The following is a 22,506-nucleotide window of genomic DNA, read 5'->3' as shown; positions in this document are numbered from 1 at the left end:
CATGTCTGTGCCACTATTTGAAAAAGTTGCTTTTATTGGGCTTGGGCTGATTGGCTCAAGCCTAGCTCGCGTCATGATTGCTGAAGGTTTGGCTAAGGAAATTGTAGCGTCTACGCGTTCACAAAAAACTTTAGAAGATGCAAAAGCTTTAGGGCTTATTCAGCAGGGTTATAGCGATCCTGCCGAAGCGGTCAAAGGTGCAGATCTCGTTGTCTTGGCTTTGCCTGTACGTGCGACACAAAAAGTCCTTGAGGCGATCAAACCTTATCTAACCGAACAGACGATTATTACCGATGTTGGAAGTACTAAAGGCAATGTCGTTGATGCAGCGAAAGCGGTCTATGGTGAGCAATTACCTGCTGGTTTTGTACCGGGGCATCCGATTGCGGGGGCTGAACTGACAGGTGTGCATGCTGGTAAAGTGGATTTATTTGCCAATCACAAAGTGATTTTGACACCTTTACCTAGCAGTGCAGATTGGGCTGTAGAGAAACTGATTCAATTGTGGCAAGCTGCCAAAGCGGAAGTGATTTGCATGGATGTGGAAAAACACGATGAAGTGTTGGCCCATACCAGTCATCTTCCGCATTTGATGGCATTTAACTTGGTTGAGCAACTTGCGAACCGAGAAGATAATCTAGATATTTTCCGTTATGCCGCTGGCGGTTTTCGTGATTTCTCACGCATTGCTGCAAGCGACCCACATATGTGGCATGACATCTTTTTTGCCAATAAAAAGGCAATTTTAAATGCGGTAGATGGCTTTGAAAAACAATTGGCTATTCTTCGTAAACTGATTGAAGATGAAAACTCACAAGCGTTGATGGGACTGTTGGGGCATGCACAAGCGGCACGTCAACATTTCAATCACATGCTCGCAAAGAAACCACTGATGGAGAAAAATAAAGTGACGACACAGCAATTCAAAATTTTACCGGGTCCAAAGCAATTCCAAGGTAAATTTACTGTGCCAGGTGATAAATCTGTGTCACATCGCTCTATCATGTTTGGTGCTATTGCAGAAGGCACAACGCATGTCACGGGTTTCCTTGAAGGTGAAGATGCCTTGGCAACCCTCCAAGCATTCCGTGATATGGGAGTGAGTATTGAAGGCCCTAAAAATGGCGAAGTCACCATTCATGGTGTAGGCATGCATGGTTTAAAAGCACCTGCAGGCGCTTTGTATATGGGTAACTCAGGCACTTCAATGCGTTTGCTTTCAGGCATGTTGTCGGCACAGAAGTTTGATTCGGTGATGACGGGTGATGCGTCATTATCAAAACGTCCAATGGAACGTATTGCCAAACCATTACGTGAAATGGGTGCGCAAATTCAAACTACAGGTGAGCGTGGTACGCCGCCCGTGTCTATTTCCGGAAGTCAAAACCTGAAAGGTATTCATTACGACTTACCAATGGCATCTGCACAAGTAAAATCCGGTATTTTGTTGGCTGGTCTTTGGGCGGAAGGTGAAACTGTTGTCACTGAGCCGGAACCAACACGTGACCATTCAGAGCGTATGCTTCGTGCATTTGGTTATGACGTGAAAACAGAAGGCAACCGCATTTCACTTCAAGGTGGCGGCAAGTTAGTCGGTACAGACATTCAAGTACCCTCTGACATTTCATCTGCAGCATTCTTTATGGTGGGTGCAGCGATTACTGAAGGTTCAGATGTCACACTCGAAGCGGTTGGCATTAATCCAACACGTACAGGTGTGATCGAAATTTTAAAACAGATGGGTGCTGACCTGACTGTTGAAAATGAGCGTATCGCTGGTGGTGAGCCGATTGCAGATATTCGTATTCGTGGTTCACGCACGCTTAAAGGCATTCATATGCCAGAAGATCAAGTGCCATTGGCGATTGATGAATTTCCAGCACTGTTTATTGCAGCGGCATGTGCAGAAGGTCAAACCATTTTGACCGGTGCAGCTGAACTTCGAGTGAAAGAGTCGGATCGTATTCAAGTGATGGCAGATGGCCTAAAAATTATGGGTATTGACTGCACGCCTACTGATGACGGCATCATTATTGAAGGTCAAGGTAAAACGGGTGAGTGGGGTGCAATCTTCACAGGTGGTCAAATTGAGTCACATCATGACCACCGTATTGCAATGAGCTTCTCAATGGCAGGTTTACGTACTTCGGGTGAAATTAATATCGTGGGTACAGAAACCGTTGCGACCAGCTTCCCGACATTTACAGAGCTAGCGACTCAAGCCGGTTTAACGATTGTGGTAAGTGAATAAATAATTCACTAAATTTGTATATTTATTCAACAACAGCCAAGCAAATGCTTGGCTGTTTGGTTTTAATTGCTTATGCTAAAACCATACAACAAGAATGTCTTTGGATAGATACATGAGAAAACTACAATTCACCGCCCATAGCGATTCAAATCGAGTTGAAAGCAGTGCTGATACGCAAACTCAAGTGGCTGAGTTTTTAGCAAGTAAGCTTGAGAAATATGGCTTTCAAACGTTATCGCAAAGTGGTGATCAGATTGCAGTCAGTGTCGATCAGCATGAATTGCCACTTTCAGTGACATGTCAGGGGCAGGATGAATCCGGTCGTCTAGTCTGTGAAATTACCTCTTATCCAGATGAAGACCAAGATTGGTTAGATCGTATTACTGAGCAAAGTCTATTGAACCAATTGGCTCAAGCGGTCGAAAACAGTTTAAAAGAAGAAGAGTCATATAGTGAGTTTCAATGGAAACAAATGACGAAATGATCTGAAAATTTGAATTAAAAATCATCCATAAAAAAGCAGCATAGCGCTGCTTTTTTGTTTTTTAACGGAATGTATTTACAACGTTATAGACATTCAATATTGATAGGATTAATAGTTCGATTGCTCTTTTTCACATAGTCACACATTTTTTCTGACTCTTGTTCATTGAGTCCCCAAAACACGATCACACCACGTTGATCAGTCAATTTACTATCGCTTAAATAAATATAATGGGTGTCATGATATTTTTTATCGAGCATATCTTTATATTTTTGATCGGTAAAAGATGAACAAGACGAAATTTCAGCTTCTTTACACACCGAGTCACTCGAACAGCGTTGCTTAAAGGTTGAAATCATATTCATGGTGTCAGTGCTGTTGAGTTGGGCTTCACACACTTGGCTGTTGGGAAAGTCGTAGACCATTTTTAAGCTAAAATCACGACCATCGACATTCATCTTGTATGACGCAGTCAAATAGGCTTTGGGACCATCGTTCGCAGCAACCGTAGACGCTGGCAAATTTGTCGTTGTGGATGGGGTTGAATTAAAATAATAGACCAAAGCTGCAATGCTTAGACTTAAAATCACAGCAACAATAAATTTCATTTTTCCCTCTAAATTTTATCTTAATTTTTCTGGGTATTATTTCTGTAGTTGATTATTTAAACAAGTAAATAATTGGTTTTTAGATAAAAAATTGAAGCGTAATCAAAATTAAACGAGCATAGGCTTAAGTCATTACATGTTGAACGAATTGTGATTACTAATGCAAAAAATGGATAACTCGACAAGCGAGTAGTTCAGTTTATCTGAAATATTGGGGGAATAGAGCGTTCGCTAGGCAAAAAAAATGAGCCAGTTAAGCTGACTCATTTTTTTGTATTTTTTATACTAAAAAGCGTGAAATCGCGATACGAAGCTGTTTTAGATAACCTGTAAAGAAGTGGTTTGCACCTGGCAAAACCGTGATTAAATGGCGCTGTGGTTTGGCCCACTGAATCAAGTCAGATAACAGTGTGACATTATCTTCTTCACCATGAATAAATAAAATATCACCCTTAATATGCGGAGTCACATAGTGACGCACACCTGCAACTGTTGTGGTTGGTAGGCCACATAAAATAGTTTGTACAGGCTGCAATTCTACTGGCAATAGGGCATAGCATTTAGTCATGACATTTGCACCAAAACTAAAACCGCCTGCATAAAATGGCAGGTTCGGATGTTGGTTGCGAGCAAATTCAATGACTTGCATAGTGTCTTTGGTTTCACCATTGCCTTCGTCATGTATTCCTGCACTTTGGCCAGAACCACGGAAACTTGGGCGGTAAACAACATAGCCACGTTCTAAGAACATTTGCGCTAAAAGCACAGGGACTTTGTGCTGTGGTGTACCACCTTGCAATGGGTGAGGGTGTGTAACTACCGCGAATCCTTTCACTTCACCCTGTGGATAATCAACAAAAATTTCAAGTTGACCCATCGGCCCTTGAATGAACATTTGTTCTGACATAATGACTAAAATGTGAAAGCGGGAGAGTCTATAGTTTACAGATTAATATTATCTAAAACACAGATTGGATTTAAAAATACTCTACTGTTATAGTTTGTTTAATTAAAAATTAATCAGGATGTTTATGCTCGCTTTAATTTCTCCAGCAAAAACTTTAGATTACGAAACCGCTTTACCGACTGAAAAATTCACTCAACCACGGCTATTAGATCATTCTGAAGAATTGATCTCAGTCGCACGTAAATTGTCGGCAAGTGAAATTTCAAGCTTGATGAGTGTCAGTGAGAAAATTGCGACTTTAAATGTTGAGCGCTTCCGAGATTGGCAGCCTGATTTTGATTTTGCCAATGCACGTCAAGCAATTTTTGCCTTTAAAGGTGACGTGTATACCGGTTTAGATGCTTATCAACTTGCAAATACTGACCTTCAATACGCACAAACCCATTTGCGTATGCTCTCGGGTCTCTACGGTTTATTGCGTCCACTGGATTTAATGATGCCATATCGTTTAGAGATGGGGACCAAGTTGCAAAACCCACGTGGACATAACTTGTACGAGTTTTGGGATAATACAATCACCAATCTCATCAATGACGATTTGGAAAAAGCCGGCTCTGAACTTTTGGTCAACATCGCTTCAGATGAATACTATAAGTCGGTCAAAGAATCAAAAATTAAAGCCGAAATCATCAAACCTGTTTTTCTGGATCAAAAGAACGGCAAATATAAAGTCATCAGCTTCTATGCCAAAAAAGCACGTGGCCTAATGGCGCGTTATTTGTTGGAAAATAAAATTGAACGTATTGAAGATATCAAGTCGTTCAATACCGATGGTTATTATTTCGATGCAGAGAGTAGCTTAAAGGGCGAATTGGTCTTTAAGCGAGACGAACAACAAGCCGCTTAATTTCGAAATTGAAAAACTTAGACCGAAAAGAATATGAATAGCCGCTGCTTAGAACTCAGCGGCTTTTTTTATCTTCTTCATTCGAGATGTAATGGTGGGTCTGTGAAATTGATCGTGCTTTAAATTTCGCAGGTGAAATGATCTATGATTTGAGGCTTTTTGCGGAAAAGGCTTCGAAAAAACATTCAGTTATTATCTTGTCTATCAGTCTAAAATATATTACAAAGTTAACATTGATCGAACAAATAGCTTATTAAATGACTTAATAAGATATAAAATTGTGAAATACATCACTTTTTTGTTTAAGTTTTTTGTTATTATAGTTAAATATTTAAACATGAATAAAATTTTGTTATGAAAAAAATACTGATACCAATTTTTATACTCAGCATTGTGTTTTTAGGGTTTAGTGTTTATAAGAATGCAGAGTTAAAGCGACAGCAAGAAATTAATCAGGTGTTCAATGATGATTTGAGCGCATCACCTTATATGCGCTAAAAAAAATCAATCTTGCTGCTTTTGCATTGAGCTCAAGCATGGTCTTGAAGTGTTCGTTTAAATATTGATATTTTATTTTTATATATAATAATTTGAAACTTTATAAAGAAAACAATGTCTTAAATTTACTAAATTGAAAAGCGATGAAAATGTGGAAACATTAAAAAATCAATGTGTTATAATTTGCCGAAATTAATTTGATCAGTATTTATTGATATTAAATACGAATTAAATGACATAAATAGAGGAGCTGCATAGGTTTATGCAGCTTTTTTGTTTGCAAATTTCAACATTTGTACCGTGTTGTATGTTGTTGAAAATAGGATTTTTTAAAGCCTACAATCTGCCGAATTGGCATATTCGTTGCTTAGGCATACACAAAATTAATGATGAATACATGACATGATTAATTTTGTGGAATGCTTATATGCATAAAGTTTACTTCATAGGGGCTAGGTCATGACGACTCCTAATCCATCTTCCGAGAACATGCTTGAACGTCTGTTTAAACTGAGCGAAAACAAAACCAGTTTCAAAACAGAAGTCATTGCAGGTGTAACTACTTTCTTGACAATGTGTTACATCATTATTGTCAATCCAATGATTTTGTCCGAAACGGGTATGGATCATGGCGCTGTTTTTGTCGCAACCTGTCTAGCAGCAGCCATTGGCTGTTTGGTGATGGGGCTTGTTGCTAACTATCCAATTGCCTTAGCACCCGGTATGGGCTTAAACGCTTACTTTACCTATTCTGTATGTTTGGGTATGGGCGTGGAATGGCAAACTGCTTTAGCAGCTGTTTTTGTCTCTGGCCTTGTTTTTATCGCTATCAGCATGTTCAAAATCCGTGAAGCGATTGTCAATGCGATTCCAATGTCGCTTAAACTGGCGATCGGCGGCGGTATTGGTTTATTCCTTGCACTGGTTTCTTTGAAAAATGCCGGCATTATTGTTGATAACCCTGCAACATTGGTTAGTCTGGGTGATTTAAAACAGCCGTCTGTCTTGTTGGCTTTACTTGGCTTCTTGATGGTTGTGGTTATGCATCACTTCAAAGTACGTGGTGCAATCATCATCAGTATTTTGGTGATTACTGCAATTTCAACCCTACTGGGCTTCAACGAATTTAAAGGTGTTGTAGGTGCTATTCCTTCAATCGCTCCAACATTCATGCAAATGAACTTCGAAGGTCTATTCACAGCAAGTTTGATTGGCGTAATCTTTGTATTCTTCTTGGTTGATTTATTTGACTCTACAGGTACATTGGTCGGTGTATCACACCGTGCAGGCTTATTAAAAGACGGTAAATTACCACGTTTGAAGAAAGCATTATTTGCTGACTCATCTGCAATTGTTGCGGGTGCGGCATTGGGTACGTCTTCGACTACGCCTTATATTGAATCATCAGCAGGTGTTGCTGCCGGTGGTCGTACAGGTTTAACTGCGGTTGTGGTTGCTGTATTGTTTATTTTGGCATTGTTCTTAGCACCACTTGCTCAGTCTGTACCGGGTTTTGCCACTGCGCCAGCATTGTTGTTTGTTGGTGTGTTGATGATTCAAGGTATCGTTCATATTGAGTGGGATGATATTACTGAAGCAGTCCCTGCATTTTTAACAATTGTGTTTATGCCGTTCACGTATTCAATTGCAGACGGTATTGCAATGGGCTTCATTAGCTATGCATTAGTTAAATTGCTTACAGGTAAAGCGAAAACTGTACCGTATATGGTCTGGATTATTGCTGTACTTTGGGCATTGAAATTTGCTGCATTTGGCGGTTAATACTGTCAAACAGCGAAAGGGTGTAAACTCAGTTTGCACCCTTTTTTATTTTTATGAGGATAAGAGATGGATCAACTTGAGCTGATTCGAGCTTTGCCAAAAGCAGAGCTACATGTGCATATTGAAGGGACATTTGAGCCTGAACTCATGTTTGCAATTGCCCAACGCAACAATATTGCAATCCCTTATCAATCAGTCGAAGAATTAAAAGAAGCGTATAACTTTCATAATTTACAGTCTTTTTTAGACATTTATTATGCAGGTGCAAATGTACTGATTCATGAGCAAGATTTTTATGATTTGGCATGGGCATATTTTGAAAAATGTGCAGAAGATCATGTGGTTCATACCGAAATGTTCTTCGACCCACAAACCCATACAGACCGTGGTGTTGCTTTTGAAACGGTTTTGAATGGCTTACAACGCGCTTGTGATGATGCCAAAGTAAAACTGGGCATTAGCTCACATCTGATTATGTGTTTCTTACGTCATTTATCTGAAGACGCAGCATTTGCAACATTAGAACAAGCTTTACCATATAAAGATCAAATTATTGGTGTTGGTTTAGATTCGAGTGAAGTGGGTCATCCACCATCAAAATTCGAACGTGTTTTTGCCAAAGCACGTGAAGCAGGTTTTCTTATCGTTGCGCATGCAGGGGAAGAAGGTCCAGCAGAATACGTATGGGAAGCCTTGGATCTACTGAAAGTAAATCGTGTTGACCATGGTGTACGTTCAGAAGAAGATCCAGCCTTAATGCAGCGTTTAATTGCAGAGAAAATGCCATTAACCGTTTGCCCGCTGAGTAATTTAAAACTTTGTGTTGTGAATGATATGGCTGATCATAATATTCGCCGACTATTGCAACAAGGTGTGCATGTGACCGTCAATTCAGATGATCCATCTTATTTTGGTGGCTATATGAATGATAACTTTGTTGCGATCACCAAAGCGCTTGATTTAAGCAATGCAGAGTTAAAGCAACTGGCAATTAACTCTTTTGAAGCATCATTTATTTCAGATGCGGAAAAACAAACTTGGATTAAAAAGATTGAAGCGTTGAATTAATAATCAGCGTATAATCTCAGGCAGTGAATATTCACTGCCTTTTTTATGTTTAAATCATGCTTTTCTGTCATTCAAATCGCTCTATATTTGCCTCATCGATTACATTTTTAGCCGTAGTATTGATTTCATCGGCTGCTATTGCAGATAAATCAAGTTTAAGTCAGCGTATGCTAAAGCCCGTGATTGAATATCAATGCTCGCAAGAGTTAAATAGTTCTAAAATTTGGAAAGGTGCTGCGTTGTTTATGAGTGCTCAACAGAAAAAAGACAATCAAGCTGCGATTTGTCAGTGCGTGAGTGAGCATGCTATGGATGATATTGGTGCGAAAGATCTGATGACTGCTGCAGTGAATGAAACTGAAAAGAATAAACTGATTTCTAAAGCGGTTTTGAATAGTATGCGTGGCTGTGCTCAGCAAGTGCTGAATTAAAAGATGATGCTCACAATAAAAGCCACATAATGTGGCTTTTATTTTGTCTTTGTTAGGGTTTTGGTTGTCGTGTCATGCTTTTGAGCACATGGTCTTTATCAATAAAATGATGTTTCAGTGCTGCCAAAATATGAACCACTAAGAGCAAGCCTGCTGCCCAAGAAATCCAAATATGTAATGGTTTCACGATGGCAAGTAATTCAGGATTATCTTGGACCAAGCGTGGTATTTCAAACAAATACAAGACAGGGGCAGGGTGACCTGCACTCCAGCTAAATAAGCAACCTGTAATCGGTAAAGCCAGTAGTACAAAATACAGTGCTAAATGACCCAAATGTGCCAAGGTTTTCATGCCGGATGACATACTGTCAGGTAATTCAGGTGTGGGGTGGGTATAGCGCCAAAAGATTCGTATCACCGCCAGAAAAATAATCGTAGTCGCAATATTTTTATGGAGGGTAATGACTTGCCCTTTAAAGCTACCATCGACGTCATAACTCAGAAAATTGCCACTATAAAAGCCAATGAACCATGCCACGATGAATATGATCGCCATCAGCCAATGTAAGACCTGAGCTGTTCGAGTGTAGTATTGTGTGTTATTGCTCATGTTGATTATTTAAGCGTTCAATCTTATGCAGATTCTAATACAGACCACAAAAATATGCGTCGTTTAAAATCGGGACACTGTGTTGTGAATATGCAACACAGGCTTTGATGATTAACTACACAATTACCGAATTTATTTTAAATAGTCATATCGGATGGTGTGTGATTTGGGGCACAATATGCGCGTTAATTAACAGAACAAAGGAAATATTCGTGAAAAAATTAGTTGCTGTTCTAGCGCCATTAGCGCTTGTTCTTTCTGCATGTGCTGCGACTGGTACAACAGGTACAAGTTCTACAGGTACAACTTCAGCAAACAGCTTGGCAATGATGGCGGTTAAAGTGGGTGTTCAAGCGAAATGCGTGACTGAGCTAAATAACAACAGCTACTGGAAAACAGGTTCAAAATTATTAACAGAAACTCAAAAATCTGAACTACAAACTGAAGTGTGTTCATGTGTAGGCGAGAAAGCGACAACTAGCGTGACTGCAACGGATTTGGTTGTAGCAGCAATGGATAAAACTTCACAAGCAAATCTTGCGGCTAAAATCGTGACAAATACTTTAAATGCTTGCGTGATTGAAACATTTAAAAACTAAGATTTAGAACATTTTATACGACCCTGACAATGGTTTTGCTGAGTATCAGTAAATCCAAATTAAGGGTCGTATTTTATTTTGAGTGAGAGATATATGAAAATTGCTGGTGCAGATGAAGCGGGTCGCGGTCCATTGGTGGGTTCGGTTGTTGCGGCAGCTGTCATTTTAGATCCAAATAACCCGATTGAAGGTTTAAACGATTCTAAAAAACTCACTGAAAAAAAACGTGAAAAGTTATTTATTGAGATTCAAGAAAAAGCCTTGGCTTGGGCGATTGCTGAAAGTTCTGCACAAGAAATTGATGAGATCAATATTTTGCAAGCATCATTACTTGCAATGCGTCGTGCAGTGGAAAAACTCAATGTACAGCCAGAACACGTGTTGGTCGATGGTAATAAAGTCCCAACCGGTTTAGCAATGAGCTGTGATGCAATCGTGGGCGGTGATGCGATTCATCCAGAGATTTCGGCTGCGAGTATTTTGGCAAAAGTGACTCGAGACCACGAAATGGTTGAACTGGATGCAAAATATCCACAGTATGGTTTTGCGAAACACAAGGGCTATCCAACCAAAGCGCACTTCGAAGCGATTGCACAGTATGGGGTGATTGATGAACATCGCCGCAGTTTTGGCCCCGTACGTAAAGTTCTAGAAGGGCAGTAATTAAGCTCAGTTGAACTTATATAGTAAACGCATGTTCTAGATAAATTTAAAGCGGCCTAATGAGCCGCTTTATCATTTAACAACTTAAATCTTAGCGATTATAGTTGTTTTGTGAATAATCAGTTTCTTCAAAAGATGGCTGATATTCTTGATCAATGTTTTGGAGATGTTCGTGCATTGCGCGTTCATGTTGAATTCGTTGGTAAATTTCTTCACGATGAACAGATACTTCTTTTGGAGCATTCACGCCAATACGAACCTGATTACCTTTAACACCAAGTACAGTCACGCTAACTTGGTCTCCAATCATTAATGTTTCTCCGACACGACGAGTCAGAATCAGCATGTTTCTCTCCTTGCAAAATGCAAAACCTGCAAATGATCTGTTATGTAAAATTCATAACTTGTAAAAGCAAAAAAATTTAGCAGTGCATCTGAAACAATCATTGTGACAGTCGCAAACTGAGTAAATTTTAAAATCCTCAGGTTTAATATAACAGAGCCACTATAAAAAAAACTATAGTGGCTCTGAATTTTTACGATGTTTTTCAAAATCTGTCTAACAATGACAAATTTTGACACACAGCAAGGTTAATTAAGCACGCGCGCTTGATTCACCTGTTTCACGATCTAGACCGAATGCAGTGTGTAGAGCACGTACAGCAAGCTCTAAGTATTTCTCATCGATAATCACTGAAATTTTGATTTCAGAAGTCGAGATCATCAAAATGTTAATGCCTTCTTTTGCAAGAGCAGTAAACATTTTGCTTGCTACACCAGCGTGTGAACGCATACCAACACCAACAATCGATACTTTAACGATGTCTGCGCGAGTTGCAACTTCACGTGCACCAATTTCTTGTGCAGTCGCTTCAAGAATAGCTTTCGCTTTTGGTAATTCACCACGGTTAACTGTAAAAGTGAAATCAGTTGTACCGTCTTCTTCCACGTTTTGGATAATCATATCCACTTCAACATTGGCATCACCAATTGGTGAAAGGATGTTTGAAGCGATACCTGGTTTATCCGGTACACCAAGAATAGTTAATTTAGCTTCATCACGGTTGAACGCGATACCTGAGATGATTGGTTGTTCCATGTTGTCTTCCGCTTCAGTGGTGATTAGTGTCCCGACGTTTTGTTTAAAGTTTTCGTCGAATGCGCCATCATCGTCATTATCAAAACTTGATAATACGCGTAAAGGCACTTGGTATTTACCGGCAAATTCTACAGAGCGAATTTGAAGGACTTTAGAACCAAGTGATGCCATTTCAAGCATTTCTTCAAAAGAAATACGATCAACTTTTTTCGCTTTTGGAGCGACACGAGGGTCAGTGGTGTAAACACCATCAACGTCTGTGTAAATCTGACATTCATCAGCTTTAAGTGCAGCTGCCAATGCAACACCTGAAGTGTCAGAACCACCACGACCTAGAGTCGTAGTGTTACCTTCGGCATCAAAGCCTTGGAAACCTGCCACTACAATGACACGTCCAGCGTCAAGGTTTGAAGTCAATACATCTGTATCAATCGCTTCAATACGCGCCTTGGTAAATGCGCTGTCGGTTTTAATACCAACTTGACGACCTGTAAGTGATTTAGCTTCAACACCAATAGAGTTAAGTGCCATTGCTAACATAGAAATCGTTACCTGTTCACCCGTAGACACCATTTGGTCTAATTCGCGTGGATCAGGTGTTTCGGTAATGGCTTTCGCTAAAGCAAGTAGACGATTGGTTTCGCCACTCATTGCAGATACAACAACCACAACTTTGTGACCGTGATCATGCCAACGCTTTACACGACGAGCAACATTTAAAATGCGCTCTGGAGTACCCATTGAGGTACCGCCATATTTTTGAACGATTAATGCCATAACTATCCTTACCAAGTAAATAAGTCTAAAGACTTAAAGCACTTACACATATTTTAAGACCGCACTTCGGCGCGATTTTAATATACCACGTAGCTTATGAACTCCAAGGTAGGAGGAGTTCAAATAGATACTTTGTGTCTGCAGGGGATTCACATGAACCCAGCCTTTTAGACTCCATTTTCATCATTTAGCCAGAGGTTGAATATTGGTTTCAACATGATGATTGAGTTTGCGCTTTCACGCATCAACAGTGTTTAAGCAGGATCCAGCATTAAAAAACACACTGCTTAAACCTGTTGATTTGCTCAAAGGAGGTGAGTCACTTTGAGCTATAGGACTTTTGGTCTTATTTTGCAGCTAACCATGCAACGAGGTCAGTCATTACCGCTTCAAGTTTGTCGCTATAAGGCGCACCACCTTGAGCCATATCAGGTTTACCACCACCTTTACCGCCAAGTTCTTGACCAAGGTGTTTGATGATGTCACCTGCTTTTACAGCAGCAGTGTATTCTTTAGCAACCGAAGCAATGAGGCTCACTTTGTCGGCATCAACCGCTGCGATCACGATCACAGCATTGTCTAACTTAGATTTCACACCGTCGTGCAAGTTGCGAAGTGATTTCGCATCTACACCTTGAACCGTGGTGATTAATGTTTTACGGCCAGCAATCTCTTGAACTTGACTCAATAACTCAGCGGCTTGGAAGCTTGCCAATTTTTGGTTCAATTGTTCAATTTGTTTTTGCAAGCTAGATGCAGTGTGAGAAAGCGCTTCTACTTTTTCTAAAGTTTGGTCTTTTTGAGCTTTTAGCAAATCGTTGATTGCATGAATATCACGATCCGCTTTTTGTGCTACTTCAACTGCTTTTGTGCCTGTAACAGCTTCTATACGGCGTACGCCTGCAGCAACACCGCCTTCAGAAGTGATTTTAAATAGGCCGATGTCACCTGTGCGTTTTACGTGAATACCGCCACAAAGTTCGATAGAGAAGTTTTTCTCATCTTTGGTTGTACCCATAGACAATACACGTACTTCGTCACCGTATTTCTCACCGAACAACATCATCGCGCCTTTTTCTTTAGCCGCATCGATGTCTAAAAGTTCAGTTGAAACAGCAGTATTGGCAATCACTTCAGCATTGACAATGCGTTCAATTTCTTGAAGCTGTTCAAATGAAACAGGTTGATCATTGGCAAAGTCAAAACGTAAAAGTTCGCTGGCAACCAATGAGCCTTTTTGCTGTACGTGCGTACCCAAAACTTGGCGCAGCGCTGCATGCAACAGGTGAGTCGCAGAGTGGTTGCGCGATGTTGCTGCACGGATATCTGCTTTAACAATCGCTTCAACCGCTTGAGCCGCTTTTAAGTTACCCATGGTCACGATGCCTTGGTGTACAAATGCGCCGCCTGATTTTTTGGTGTCTTGAACTTCAAAAATACCAGTTTCGTTTTTGAAGATACCTGTATCGCCAACTTGACCGCCACTTTCTGCATAGAACGGAGTTTGGTTTAGAACGATTAGTGCTTCGTCACCTTCAAAAACTTCATCAACTTGTTCGCCGTCTTTGTAGATTGCAACAATTTGACCTTGGCCTTGAGTTGCGTCATAGCCGTCAAATTGAGTCTCGCCTTCAACTTTGACAATTGAGTTGTAGTCGACAGCAAATTTACCAGCATCACGCGCACGTTGACGTTGAGCCGCCATTTCGACTTCGAAACCAGCTTCATCAATCGTTAAATCACGTTCACGTGCAATGTCTGCTGTTAAGTCAGTCGGGAAGCCGTAAGTATCGTAAAGTTTAAATACAGTTTCGCCTGGAATCACTGAACCTTTAAGTTGAGCCAATTCGCCTTCAAGCAATTTCAAACCTTGCTCTAAAGTTTTTGCGAATTGTTCTTCTTCTTTCAAAAGCTGTGCTTCGATACGTGCTTGCTGTGCAGCAAGCTCAGGATAAGCAGCGCCCATCACGTCGATCAGCGGCTGCAACATTTTATGGAAGAATGAACCTGTTGCACCCAATTTGTTACCATGACGTACTGCACGACGGATAATACGGCGAAGTACATAGCCACGGCCTTCGTTAGACGGGTTAACACCGTCTGCAATCAAGAAGCAGCAAGAACGTGCATGGTCAGCCACAACTTTAAGTGAAGCAGGGTATTCAACTGGTTTGTTTTCTGCTTGTGCTTTTGCTTCAAGTTCAGTGGTATCTAAACCAATGATTTCAGCAGCAGCTTTAAGTAGGTTTTGGAATAGGTCAATTTCGTAGTTTGAGTTTACATGCTGTAAAACTGCAGAAATACGCTCAAGGCCCATACCTGTATCTACAGAAGGTGCAGGAAGGGCATGCAGAACACCATCAGCAGTACGGTTGAACTGCATGAATACGTTGTTCCAAATTTCGATGAAACGATCGCCATCTTCTTCAGGAGTGCCCGGTAAGCCGCCCCAAATGTGGTCACCATGGTCAAAGAAGATTTCAGAACATGGACCGCAAGGACCTGTATCGCCCATTGCCCAGAAGTTATCTGAAGCGTATTTTTCGCCTTTGTTGTCACCAATACGGATAATGCGTGAAGCGTCTAGACCAATTTCTTTGTTCCAGATATCAAATGCTTCGTCATCTGTATGGTAAACAGTGGCATAAAGTTTATCTTTTGGCAGACCTAACCATTTTTCGTTGGTTAAGAAATCCCAAGCAAATGTGATGGCATCACGTTTGAAGTAGTCACCAAATGAGAAGTTACCCAACATTTCAAAGAATGTGTGGTGACGTGCTGTATAACCAACGTTGTCTAAGTCGTTGTGTTTACCGCCAGCACGGACACATTTTTGTGAAGAAGTTGCACGAACGTAGTCACGTTTTTCAAGACCAAGGAAGCAGTCTTTAAACTGGTTCATACCAGCATTTGTGAACAATAGTGTTGGGTCGTTGGCAGGTACCAGAGAACTCGACGCGACACGTGTATGCCCTTGCGATTCAAAGTAGCTTAAAAAAGCTTCGCGAATTTCAGCTGATGTCATAAAACGAGTACTCACAACCAAGTCTCTCCTAATTTCGATTTGGTAATAGCATATCAAGCAAGTCTTACAAAAATTTAAAGCTGGCTTGAGATGCTGACATAAAATTTAAAAACGCTAAATTATAACGGAAAAAGGTGTAGTGACCAATGATTTTCGGCTATCTCTATGACTTTTTATATGTTTTAAATTTAGCACCTATATTTTTAGATTTTTAAACCTTTGGAACGCTGAAAGTATTTATTGATTAATCTAGTGAGCACTGTTTTCGGCGTTTTATTTATATGTCTTGAAAAGTTTTAAAAGTTCAAATTCAACATGTTGATGAATGGTCTACATGAAGGTGTTTTGCATTTATATTTTTCAGTTCATTGGGAAAATTGCATGTTTGTATCCATTTTATTAAGAGTGATTGAACTTGATCTTGGTGCTGTACATTTTCAGTGAAGCTAATATTTGGATTTATACAGGCGCTAACGGTTTATAAAAATATAGCCCAATAAGCATTAAACGAATAAATGATAACGTTTTCATGTTGAAATCCTTTAATATATAAGCGCTTTATAACTGTTTCAAAATGAAGGGTAAGTCATGCAGCGAGTGGCAATTAATGGATTTGGTCGAATCGGACGCAATGTATTACGCGCTTGGTTTGAAAATCCAAAAGAATTTCATTATGAAATTGTTGCCATAAATGATGTCGCTGATGTGGAAACCATGGTGCATTTGTTTAAATATGACACCACGCATGGTCGTTTTGCAGGCCAAGTCGAAATTCTTGAACAAGATGGCGCTATTTTTCTAGATATCTCTTGTGCTCAAGCGCATCTCAAAGTGCAAGTTTTAAATGAAGCACAGCCGAGTCTTTTGCCTTGGCAGCAACTGAATGTCGATGTGGTACTTGAATGCACAGGTTTATTTAGATCGCGAGAGGCAGCCACACAACATATTGGTGCAGGTGCCAAACGTGTGATTATTGGTGCGGCGCCGTTTGACAGTGTTGATGCTGCGATTGTGTATGGTGTTAATCATCATGAAGTCAAAGTGACGGATCAAATTATTTCGAGTGTGTCGTGTACCACGCAGGCTTTGGTGCCTTTAGTCAAAATTATTGATGATGCCTTTGGTATAGACACAGCACTCATGACAGAAATTCATGCTGTGACTGCGGATCAGTCTGTATTGGATCATGCACATCGTGACTTACGTCGTGCGCGAGCTTCGGGTCAAAATATTATTCCAACGACGTCTTCAGCTCTAGGGGCATTGAAACGGGTCATGCCGAAAATGGAAGATCGAATCGATGGCTATTCGATTCGTGTACCGACTATCAATGTTGCTGCAATCGATTTAAGTTTTGTGTCCCAATCGCTTATCACCAAGCATGAGTTAAATGCAGTGTTAAGCAAAGCTGCACGTTTTGATTATCATGAAATTATGTCAGTAACCGATGAACCTTTGGTCTCAAGTGATTTTAATCATTCACCTTATTCATTGATTGTCGATTTGAATCAAACCATGGTGGTAGGAAAGCAAGCAAAAGTTTTCGCATGGTATGACAATGAATGGGGCTATGCGAACCGCTTGCTCGATTTATGTGAAAGTTTTCACTCTTTATAAAAATTCAAACTTATCCAATATAGAAAACATCTACTAGCTTGTAGGTGTTTTTTTATTTTCTAAAATTAGATGAAAAATCATGCGTAATCTCGTTGATGTATCTCGAAAATATTGAAAAACTTTAAAAAATATTCAAGCACAGCCGATTTATTGTTTAAGATGAAAGTCAAAGAAATATATAAAGAGTATTGAGCATGATGTTGATGTTAATTTGGGGATTTATTTTATTATTGGCGCTGGCGGTTATATTTTTAATTTGGCTACAGTTTAATCGTGACGTATCGCAATCTACCGCGCATGAAACCTTGCCACTCGAGGAAAAAGTGGTGCATCTAGAAGCCAACCTGAAAAAGACCTTGGAAATTATGCAAGACCTTGCAAAGAAAATGCATATCCAGCAAGAAGTATTAGATCAAACCACTCACAAATTACAGCAAGTTGAATTGCAAAATGCAGAGTTGGTGAACCTTTTGGCAAAAGTGGTCAAAACCGATCAAAGCTAATCGAAAGATAAAGAAGACTGCCCATAGCTCGATATCTGCATGAAGCATGTAATCTCAAGGTATGGGTATTTTTTTATCCAATAAGATGATTCTCAATATTTATTGTCATTGGGTTCAAATCGTAGTTCACGCGTTTTTCAACATATGATCGTATGGGACTAAATCAAAATTTGTCTTAACACGGCTGCTGAAAGCATGCTAATCACAACGGTAGGCAATAATGAAAAACGTGATGCTGCAAATAGCATAATGGCCATCGAGATCAGATCGGCAGGATTATCTTTAACAAAATAAGGCGCGATCACTGAGATCAACACACAGCCGGGAACAACTTCCATAATTTGACGTTGTTTGTTGGTGAGGCTACGGTTTTTCAGTAACACATAACCCAAGATACGGGTCAGGTAAGTGGTTAAGGCAATAAATAGAATCGCGATCAGGGTGCTAGAGTGGATCATACATCATCTCCAATTAGGAAAAATGCAGAAGCAATACCCGTAACTGCGCCAATCGGAACATACCAGCCCGCAGGGAGATACAAATAAGCCAGAGATGCGGCAATCAAACTGACCAGCCATGGACGCGCCGCTTTAAAGCCTTTCCACATGCCACGTAGTAAAACAAGAAATACAGCAGGGAAGGCCATATCAAAACCAAGTCGACTAATATCGCCAAGTATCGGTCCGATCATTGCTCCTAAAGTGGTAAAGCCGACCCACATCAAATATAGAGCACAGCATAAGCCTGCATAGAACATTAAACTAAAGGCGCGCTGAATTCCCAAAGCATTAGATTTTTTTTGCGCATCGGCCAAACCTACGGCCCAACTTTCATCGCACATAAAAAATAAAGCGGTATAAACCGTGCGATTCGGGAGATGTCGTAAATACGGGACAAGGCTCGCCCCCATTAATAGGTGCCGACTATTCACTAAAAACGTAATAAACATCAGCATGAGAATATTAGGGGGATTGGTCCAAACTTGCAAAATGGCAAATTCAGAACCACCTGCAAAGTTAAGACCAGTCAAAAGCGGAACTTCTAAACTAGAAAAGCCTTTATGTGTTGCCTGAGCACCCAGAACTAATGCAAAAGGAATAATGCCCAGCAGCATTGGAATAGATGTTTTTAGACCTCGTTTAAACTCAATAGAATGCTGTGAATGGGTATGATTGAGTGTACTTTGTCTAAACATCAACATGACGTTTTCCATGAAGCGAGATCGAAAGCAATATTTTATGGATATCTGAGCAGCATTTGGCAGCTGTTTTGTGAAAGATTGCTTTTATTGTGCAATGAAATTGCTAAAATAAAGATTATTGTGAAATTTAGTGCCTTTATTGATGGATCAGATAGATAAACGCATTTTGCAAGCATTACAGCAAAATGGAAAACTACAAAATAATGAATTGGCCCAACTAGTTGGTTTATCACCTTCGCCGTGTTTGAGACGGGTTAAGCAACTAGAAGATGAAGGCTATATTGAGAAATATGTGGCTTTACTGAATCAGTCAAAATTGAATTTAAGTTTAACGGTATTTGCGCGGATTTGGCTAAAAGGTCAAGATGCAAAAACCGTGAATGATTTTGTCGCAGCGATTCAAACGATGCCTGAGGTGATTGAATGTCAACTCATGGCAGGAGATTGTGACTTTTTCTTACGTATCGTCGTGGCAGATTTAGAAGCCTATCGAAAGTTTCAGATTCATCATTTAACGCAGATCGCCAGTGTGCAAAATGTAAAAACAGAGATACCGTTACAGGCTGTTAAACTAACCACAGCGCTTCCTTTGGATTGATGCTCTAGTCTTAAATGAAGTTATTGAGCCTGATCATATTTATAACTTTGTTTAAAACTTCATCTATAGAAAGTAGGATGCTTATTATTTTTTATCAAATGGTTAAAAAATAACGTTCATAGGATTTTAAAATAGAAGCATAAACATGGATTTAGTTGTAAAAGTTAAAGCTGTGGATGAAGTAATGAATGCTGAAGCATCTTTTATGAAAAAGTCGTGTGCAAGCGTAAAACTATCGTGCTAAACTAGGAGAAATCGGGTGTGCTCCCGATTTTTTTATGCGGATTTGTTCCGCGCTGACAAGAATTTAGGTTTACAACATGCCCATTTCAGAGACATGGTTATTACCTGATGGTGTAGCTGATGTACTGCCAGAACAGGCGCAAGTGATTGAATCTTTGCGTCGTGAAGCATTAGATTTCCTCGCATCTCGAGGTTATCAGTTGGTGTACACGCCATTCATTGAATACATCGAATCTCTATCTTCTCTTTCAGAATCGAATCAAGATTTAGACTTAGCCACTTTTAAAGTGATCGACCAACTTTCAGGTCGTTTGCTTGGTGTGCGTGCCGATATGACACCACAAGTGGCTCGTATTGATGCGCATGTACATCCTGTCGAAGGTGTAGCTCGTTATTGCTACGCTGGTACAGTACTACATACTAAGCCACAGGGTTTTAATACCACACGTGCACCTTTACAGTTAGGTGCTGAATTATTTGGTTCAGACAGCATTGATGCTGACGTTGAACTGATTGATGTCATGATCAACTTGCTTGCTAAAGCAGGTCATGCAGATGGTATCCATCTTGATTTAGGGCATGTCGGTTTATTCCGCAGCATGGTGAAACAAGCTGGCTTGAGCAAAGCAGTTGAACGTCAGTTATCTGACTTGTATCAACGTAAAGCGCTACCTGAACTTGCTGAATTCACACAAAGCATTCCAAATGGTGCTGACTTTTATACTTTAGGTCGTTTTGCAAGTGATTTAGATGCGTTACAAGCAAATTTAAGTGCTGAAGTTTTAAATAACGAAGCATTTAAACTGGCTTTTGATGCAGTGAAATCGACTCAAGCGGCAATCCAAGCCCGTTGGCCAGACTTACACATTGGTATTGATGTGGTTGAACTTCGTTCATATCACTATCACACTGGTTTAATGTATGCCGTATATGCGCCAAACCGTGCTGCGCCATTGGCTCAAGGCGGTCGCTATGACGGTATTGGTGAACACTTCGGTCGTGCGCGTCCAGCTACAGGTTTTTCTTGTGACCTATATGCATTAACTGCAGGTCAAGTTCAGAAAAGCCAAGTTTTGGTTGCACCAAAAGGCATCGAAGCAGATTTATTAAAGGCAATTGAGGCAGCACGTACCGAAGGATTCAGTGTGGTTCAATTGTTAGGTAATGATGATTTAAGCTCAGCACCGTATGCAACGCACCAGTTGGTGAATGCAAATGGCGAGTGGACAATCAAACAAATTTAATCGCGGATGTGCCTGCGGGCACACACGTTTTTTCCAATTTTAACAGCATGATGCAATGAGGCTATTATGGGCAAGAATGTTGTGGTACTTGGTACCCAATGGGGCGACGAAGGTAAAGGTAAGATCGTCGACCTGCTCACAGATCAAGCGGCTGCGGTAGTTCGCTATCAAGGTGGACACAACGCAGGTCATACACTTGTGGTTGGTGGTAAGAAAACTGTATTACACCTCATTCCATCTGGTATTTTACGTGACAACGTATTGTGCTTAATTGGTAATGGTGTTGTTTTATCACCTGAAGCTTTAATCCATGAAATGGAAGTTTTAGAAAAAGAAGGCGTGCCTGTACGTGAACGTCTACGTATTTCTCCAAACTGCCCATTGATCCTTCCACACCATATCGCCCTTGACCAAGCACGTGAGAAAAAACGTGGCAATGCGAAAATTGGTACAACAGGTCGTGGTATCGGTCCTGCATACGAAGACAAAGTGGCCCGTCGTGCAATCCGTGTTGCTGACTTGGTTCGTGGTGGTGCTCATCTTAAAGCTCAACTTGAAGAGCTTCTTGAATACCATAACTTCCAATTGACTCAATTCTTCGGTGTTGAAGCCGTTAAAGTTGAAGATGTAATCGCTCTATGTGACGAATGGCGTAAAGTCATCGAACCTATGGTGATGGACGTTACTGGCGAACTTCATGCTTACCGTAAAGCGGGTAAGAAAATCATGTTTGAAGGTGCGCAAGGTTCACTTCTTGACGTTGACCACGGTACATATCCGTACGTTACTTCTTCAAATACGACTGCTGGTGGCGTAAGCTCAGGTTCAGGTCTTGGTCCATTACACCTTGACTATGTATTGGGTATTACTAAAGCGTACACAACTCGTGTAGGTGCTGGTCCGTTCCCAACTGAACTTGTTTATGATGCTGCTAACGATGTTGGTGATGCAATCGGTAAACACTTAGGTACAGTGGGTTCTGAATTTGGTGCGTCTACTGGCCGTCAACGTCGTTGTGGTTGGTTCGATGCTGAAATTCTACGTCGTTCAGTAGAAGTAAACTCACTTTCTGGTATTTGCTTAACTAAACTAGACGTTCTAGATGGTTTAGAAGAAGTGAAAATCTGTGTAGGTTACGAAGCAGCTGATTCTGGTTGTGTAGGTTCTTCTGATGCGCTTGCATTTGAAACTTTAAAACCGATCTACGAAACTATGCCAGGTTGGTCTGAGTCTACTTTCGGTGCGAAATCACTAGATCAATTGCCACAAAATGCAATTAACTATGTGAAACGTTTAGAGCAATTGATTGAATGTCCAATCGACATCATTTCAACTGGTCCAGACCGTGATGAAACAATCGTATTACGTCATCCATTCGACGCATAATGTGC

The 22,506-nt window shown here is 40.4% G+C and carries 21 protein-coding genes; 13 read left to right on the top strand and 8 right to left on the bottom strand.

The window, feature by feature from the left end; genetic code table 11:
• Nucleotide 1: 1 nt before the first annotated feature.
• Both FTT77_RS01225 and FTT77_RS01220 read left to right on the top strand, forming a co-directional pair.
• Nucleotides 2-2,251 carry a bifunctional prephenate dehydrogenase/3-phosphoshikimate 1-carboxyvinyltransferase gene (locus FTT77_RS01225; RefSeq protein ID WP_180020845.1) on the top strand — a complete coding sequence of 750 codons (2,250 nt, stop codon included), beginning with the start codon at nt 2-4 and terminating at the stop codon, nt 2,249-2,251.
• A 112-nt stretch (nt 2,252-2,363) separates the two neighbouring features.
• Complete coding sequence (locus tag FTT77_RS01220) at nt 2,364-2,735, top strand: hypothetical protein (RefSeq protein WP_180020847.1); 372 nt, start codon at nt 2,364-2,366, stop codon at nt 2,733-2,735.
• Between the two features lie 83 nt (nt 2,736-2,818).
• On the opposite strand, the gene FTT77_RS01215 is transcribed toward FTT77_RS01220, so the two are convergent.
• Together FTT77_RS01215 and FTT77_RS01210 are read right to left on the bottom strand one after the other, a co-directional pair.
• Nucleotides 2,819-3,343, bottom strand: a complete 525-nt coding sequence (locus FTT77_RS01215; protein WP_078194408.1) for a hypothetical protein — start codon at nt 3,341-3,343, stop codon at nt 2,819-2,821.
• A 280-nt stretch (nt 3,344-3,623) separates the two neighbouring features.
• Nucleotides 3,624-4,250, bottom strand: a complete 627-nt coding sequence (locus FTT77_RS01210) for an alpha/beta hydrolase (RefSeq protein WP_078189088.1) — start codon at nt 4,248-4,250, stop codon at nt 3,624-3,626.
• Nucleotides 4,251-4,374: 124 nt separating this feature from the next.
• On the opposite strand from FTT77_RS01210, the gene yaaA reads away from it, so the two are divergent.
• From yaaA to FTT77_RS01190, 4 genes are all read left to right on the top strand, one after another.
• Nucleotides 4,375-5,157 (top strand): peroxide stress protein YaaA, encoded by a 783-nt coding sequence (gene yaaA / locus FTT77_RS01205; RefSeq protein WP_078189087.1) that lies wholly within the window; start codon nt 4,375-4,377, stop codon nt 5,155-5,157.
• 957 nt (nt 5,158-6,114) lie between these two features.
• Nucleotides 6,115-7,437: an NCS2 family permease gene (locus FTT77_RS01200; protein ID WP_078189086.1), complete on the top strand. Its 1,323-nt coding sequence runs from the start codon at nt 6,115-6,117 to the stop codon at nt 7,435-7,437.
• 66 nt (nt 7,438-7,503) lie between these two features.
• Complete coding sequence (locus FTT77_RS01195) at nt 7,504-8,505, top strand: adenosine deaminase (protein WP_180108768.1); 1,002 nt, start codon at nt 7,504-7,506, stop codon at nt 8,503-8,505.
• Between the two features lie 56 nt (nt 8,506-8,561).
• On the top strand, nt 8,562-8,936 hold the full coding sequence (locus FTT77_RS01190) for a hypothetical protein (protein WP_180108767.1): 375 nt from the start codon (nt 8,562-8,564) through the stop codon (nt 8,934-8,936).
• A 52-nt stretch (nt 8,937-8,988) separates the two neighbouring features.
• On the opposite strand, the gene FTT77_RS01185 is transcribed toward FTT77_RS01190, so the two are convergent.
• Complete coding sequence (locus tag FTT77_RS01185; RefSeq protein ID WP_180108766.1) at nt 8,989-9,546, bottom strand: cytochrome b; 558 nt, start codon at nt 9,544-9,546, stop codon at nt 8,989-8,991.
• A gap of 212 nt (nt 9,547-9,758) precedes the next feature.
• On the opposite strand from FTT77_RS01185, the gene FTT77_RS01180 reads away from it, so the two are divergent.
• A complete protein-coding gene (locus FTT77_RS01180) occupies nt 9,759-10,145 on the top strand; it encodes a hypothetical protein (protein WP_168379346.1) in 387 nt (128 codons plus the stop codon).
• 93 nt (nt 10,146-10,238) lie between these two features.
• Nucleotides 10,239-10,808, top strand: coding sequence for a ribonuclease HII (gene rnhB, locus FTT77_RS01175; protein ID WP_168379347.1), 570 nt, complete (start codon nt 10,239-10,241; stop codon nt 10,806-10,808).
• A 91-nt stretch (nt 10,809-10,899) separates the two neighbouring features.
• On the opposite strand, the gene csrA is transcribed toward rnhB, so the two are convergent.
• The 3 genes from csrA to alaS form a co-directional block, all read right to left on the bottom strand.
• Nucleotides 10,900-11,154: a carbon storage regulator CsrA gene (gene csrA, locus FTT77_RS01170; RefSeq protein WP_078189080.1), complete on the bottom strand. Its 255-nt coding sequence runs from the start codon at nt 11,152-11,154 to the stop codon at nt 10,900-10,902.
• A gap of 249 nt (nt 11,155-11,403) precedes the next feature.
• Nucleotides 11,404-12,684 carry an aspartate kinase gene (locus tag FTT77_RS01165; protein ID WP_078189079.1) on the bottom strand — a complete coding sequence of 427 codons (1,281 nt, stop codon included), beginning with the start codon at nt 12,682-12,684 and terminating at the stop codon, nt 11,404-11,406.
• Between the two features lie 346 nt (nt 12,685-13,030).
• Entirely contained in the window at nt 13,031-15,724 is a 2,694-nt protein-coding gene (alaS, locus tag FTT77_RS01160) for an alanine--tRNA ligase (protein WP_180009412.1), read from the bottom strand.
• Nucleotides 15,725-16,297: 573 nt separating this feature from the next.
• Here alaS and FTT77_RS01155 point away from each other — a divergent pair.
• The gene (locus tag FTT77_RS01155) at nt 16,298-17,326 is read left to right on the top strand and encodes a type I glyceraldehyde-3-phosphate dehydrogenase (RefSeq protein WP_180108765.1); all 1,029 of its coding nucleotides are present in this window, start codon (nt 16,298-16,300) and stop codon (nt 17,324-17,326) included.
• A 200-nt stretch (nt 17,327-17,526) separates the two neighbouring features.
• Nucleotides 17,527-17,829 (top strand): hypothetical protein, encoded by a 303-nt coding sequence (locus FTT77_RS01150; RefSeq protein ID WP_180108790.1) that lies wholly within the window; start codon nt 17,527-17,529, stop codon nt 17,827-17,829.
• Nucleotides 17,830-17,987: 158 nt separating this feature from the next.
• Here FTT77_RS01150 and FTT77_RS01145 read toward each other — a convergent pair whose 3' ends face one another.
• Both FTT77_RS01145 and FTT77_RS01140 read right to left on the bottom strand, forming a co-directional pair.
• Nucleotides 17,988-18,287, bottom strand: coding sequence for an AzlD family protein (locus FTT77_RS01145; RefSeq protein WP_180108764.1), 300 nt, complete (start codon nt 18,285-18,287; stop codon nt 17,988-17,990).
• Entirely contained in the window at nt 18,284-19,030 is a 747-nt protein-coding gene (locus FTT77_RS01140; protein ID WP_180074064.1) for an AzlC family ABC transporter permease, read from the bottom strand. Before FTT77_RS01140 ends, FTT77_RS01145 begins: the two co-directional genes overlap by 4 nt.
• 142 nt (nt 19,031-19,172) lie before the next feature.
• Here FTT77_RS01140 and FTT77_RS01135 point away from each other — a divergent pair, with 142 nt between their 5' ends.
• From FTT77_RS01135 to FTT77_RS01125, 3 genes are all read left to right on the top strand, one after another.
• The gene (locus FTT77_RS01135) at nt 19,173-19,628 is read left to right on the top strand and encodes an Lrp/AsnC family transcriptional regulator (protein WP_180009416.1); all 456 of its coding nucleotides are present in this window, start codon (nt 19,173-19,175) and stop codon (nt 19,626-19,628) included.
• Between the two features lie 320 nt (nt 19,629-19,948).
• Nucleotides 19,949-21,115: an ATP phosphoribosyltransferase regulatory subunit gene (locus FTT77_RS01130; protein WP_180074063.1), complete on the top strand. Its 1,167-nt coding sequence runs from the start codon at nt 19,949-19,951 to the stop codon at nt 21,113-21,115.
• A gap of 66 nt (nt 21,116-21,181) precedes the next feature.
• Nucleotides 21,182-22,501, top strand: a complete 1,320-nt coding sequence (locus FTT77_RS01125) for an adenylosuccinate synthase (protein WP_078189071.1) — start codon at nt 21,182-21,184, stop codon at nt 22,499-22,501.
• Nucleotides 22,502-22,506: the final 5 nt, after the last annotated feature.

The organism is Acinetobacter sp. YH01010 (assembly GCF_013420775.1).
Classification (GTDB): Bacteria; Pseudomonadota; Gammaproteobacteria; order Pseudomonadales; family Moraxellaceae; genus Acinetobacter; species Acinetobacter amyesii.
This window is presented reverse-complemented; position numbering and strand designations above follow the sequence as displayed.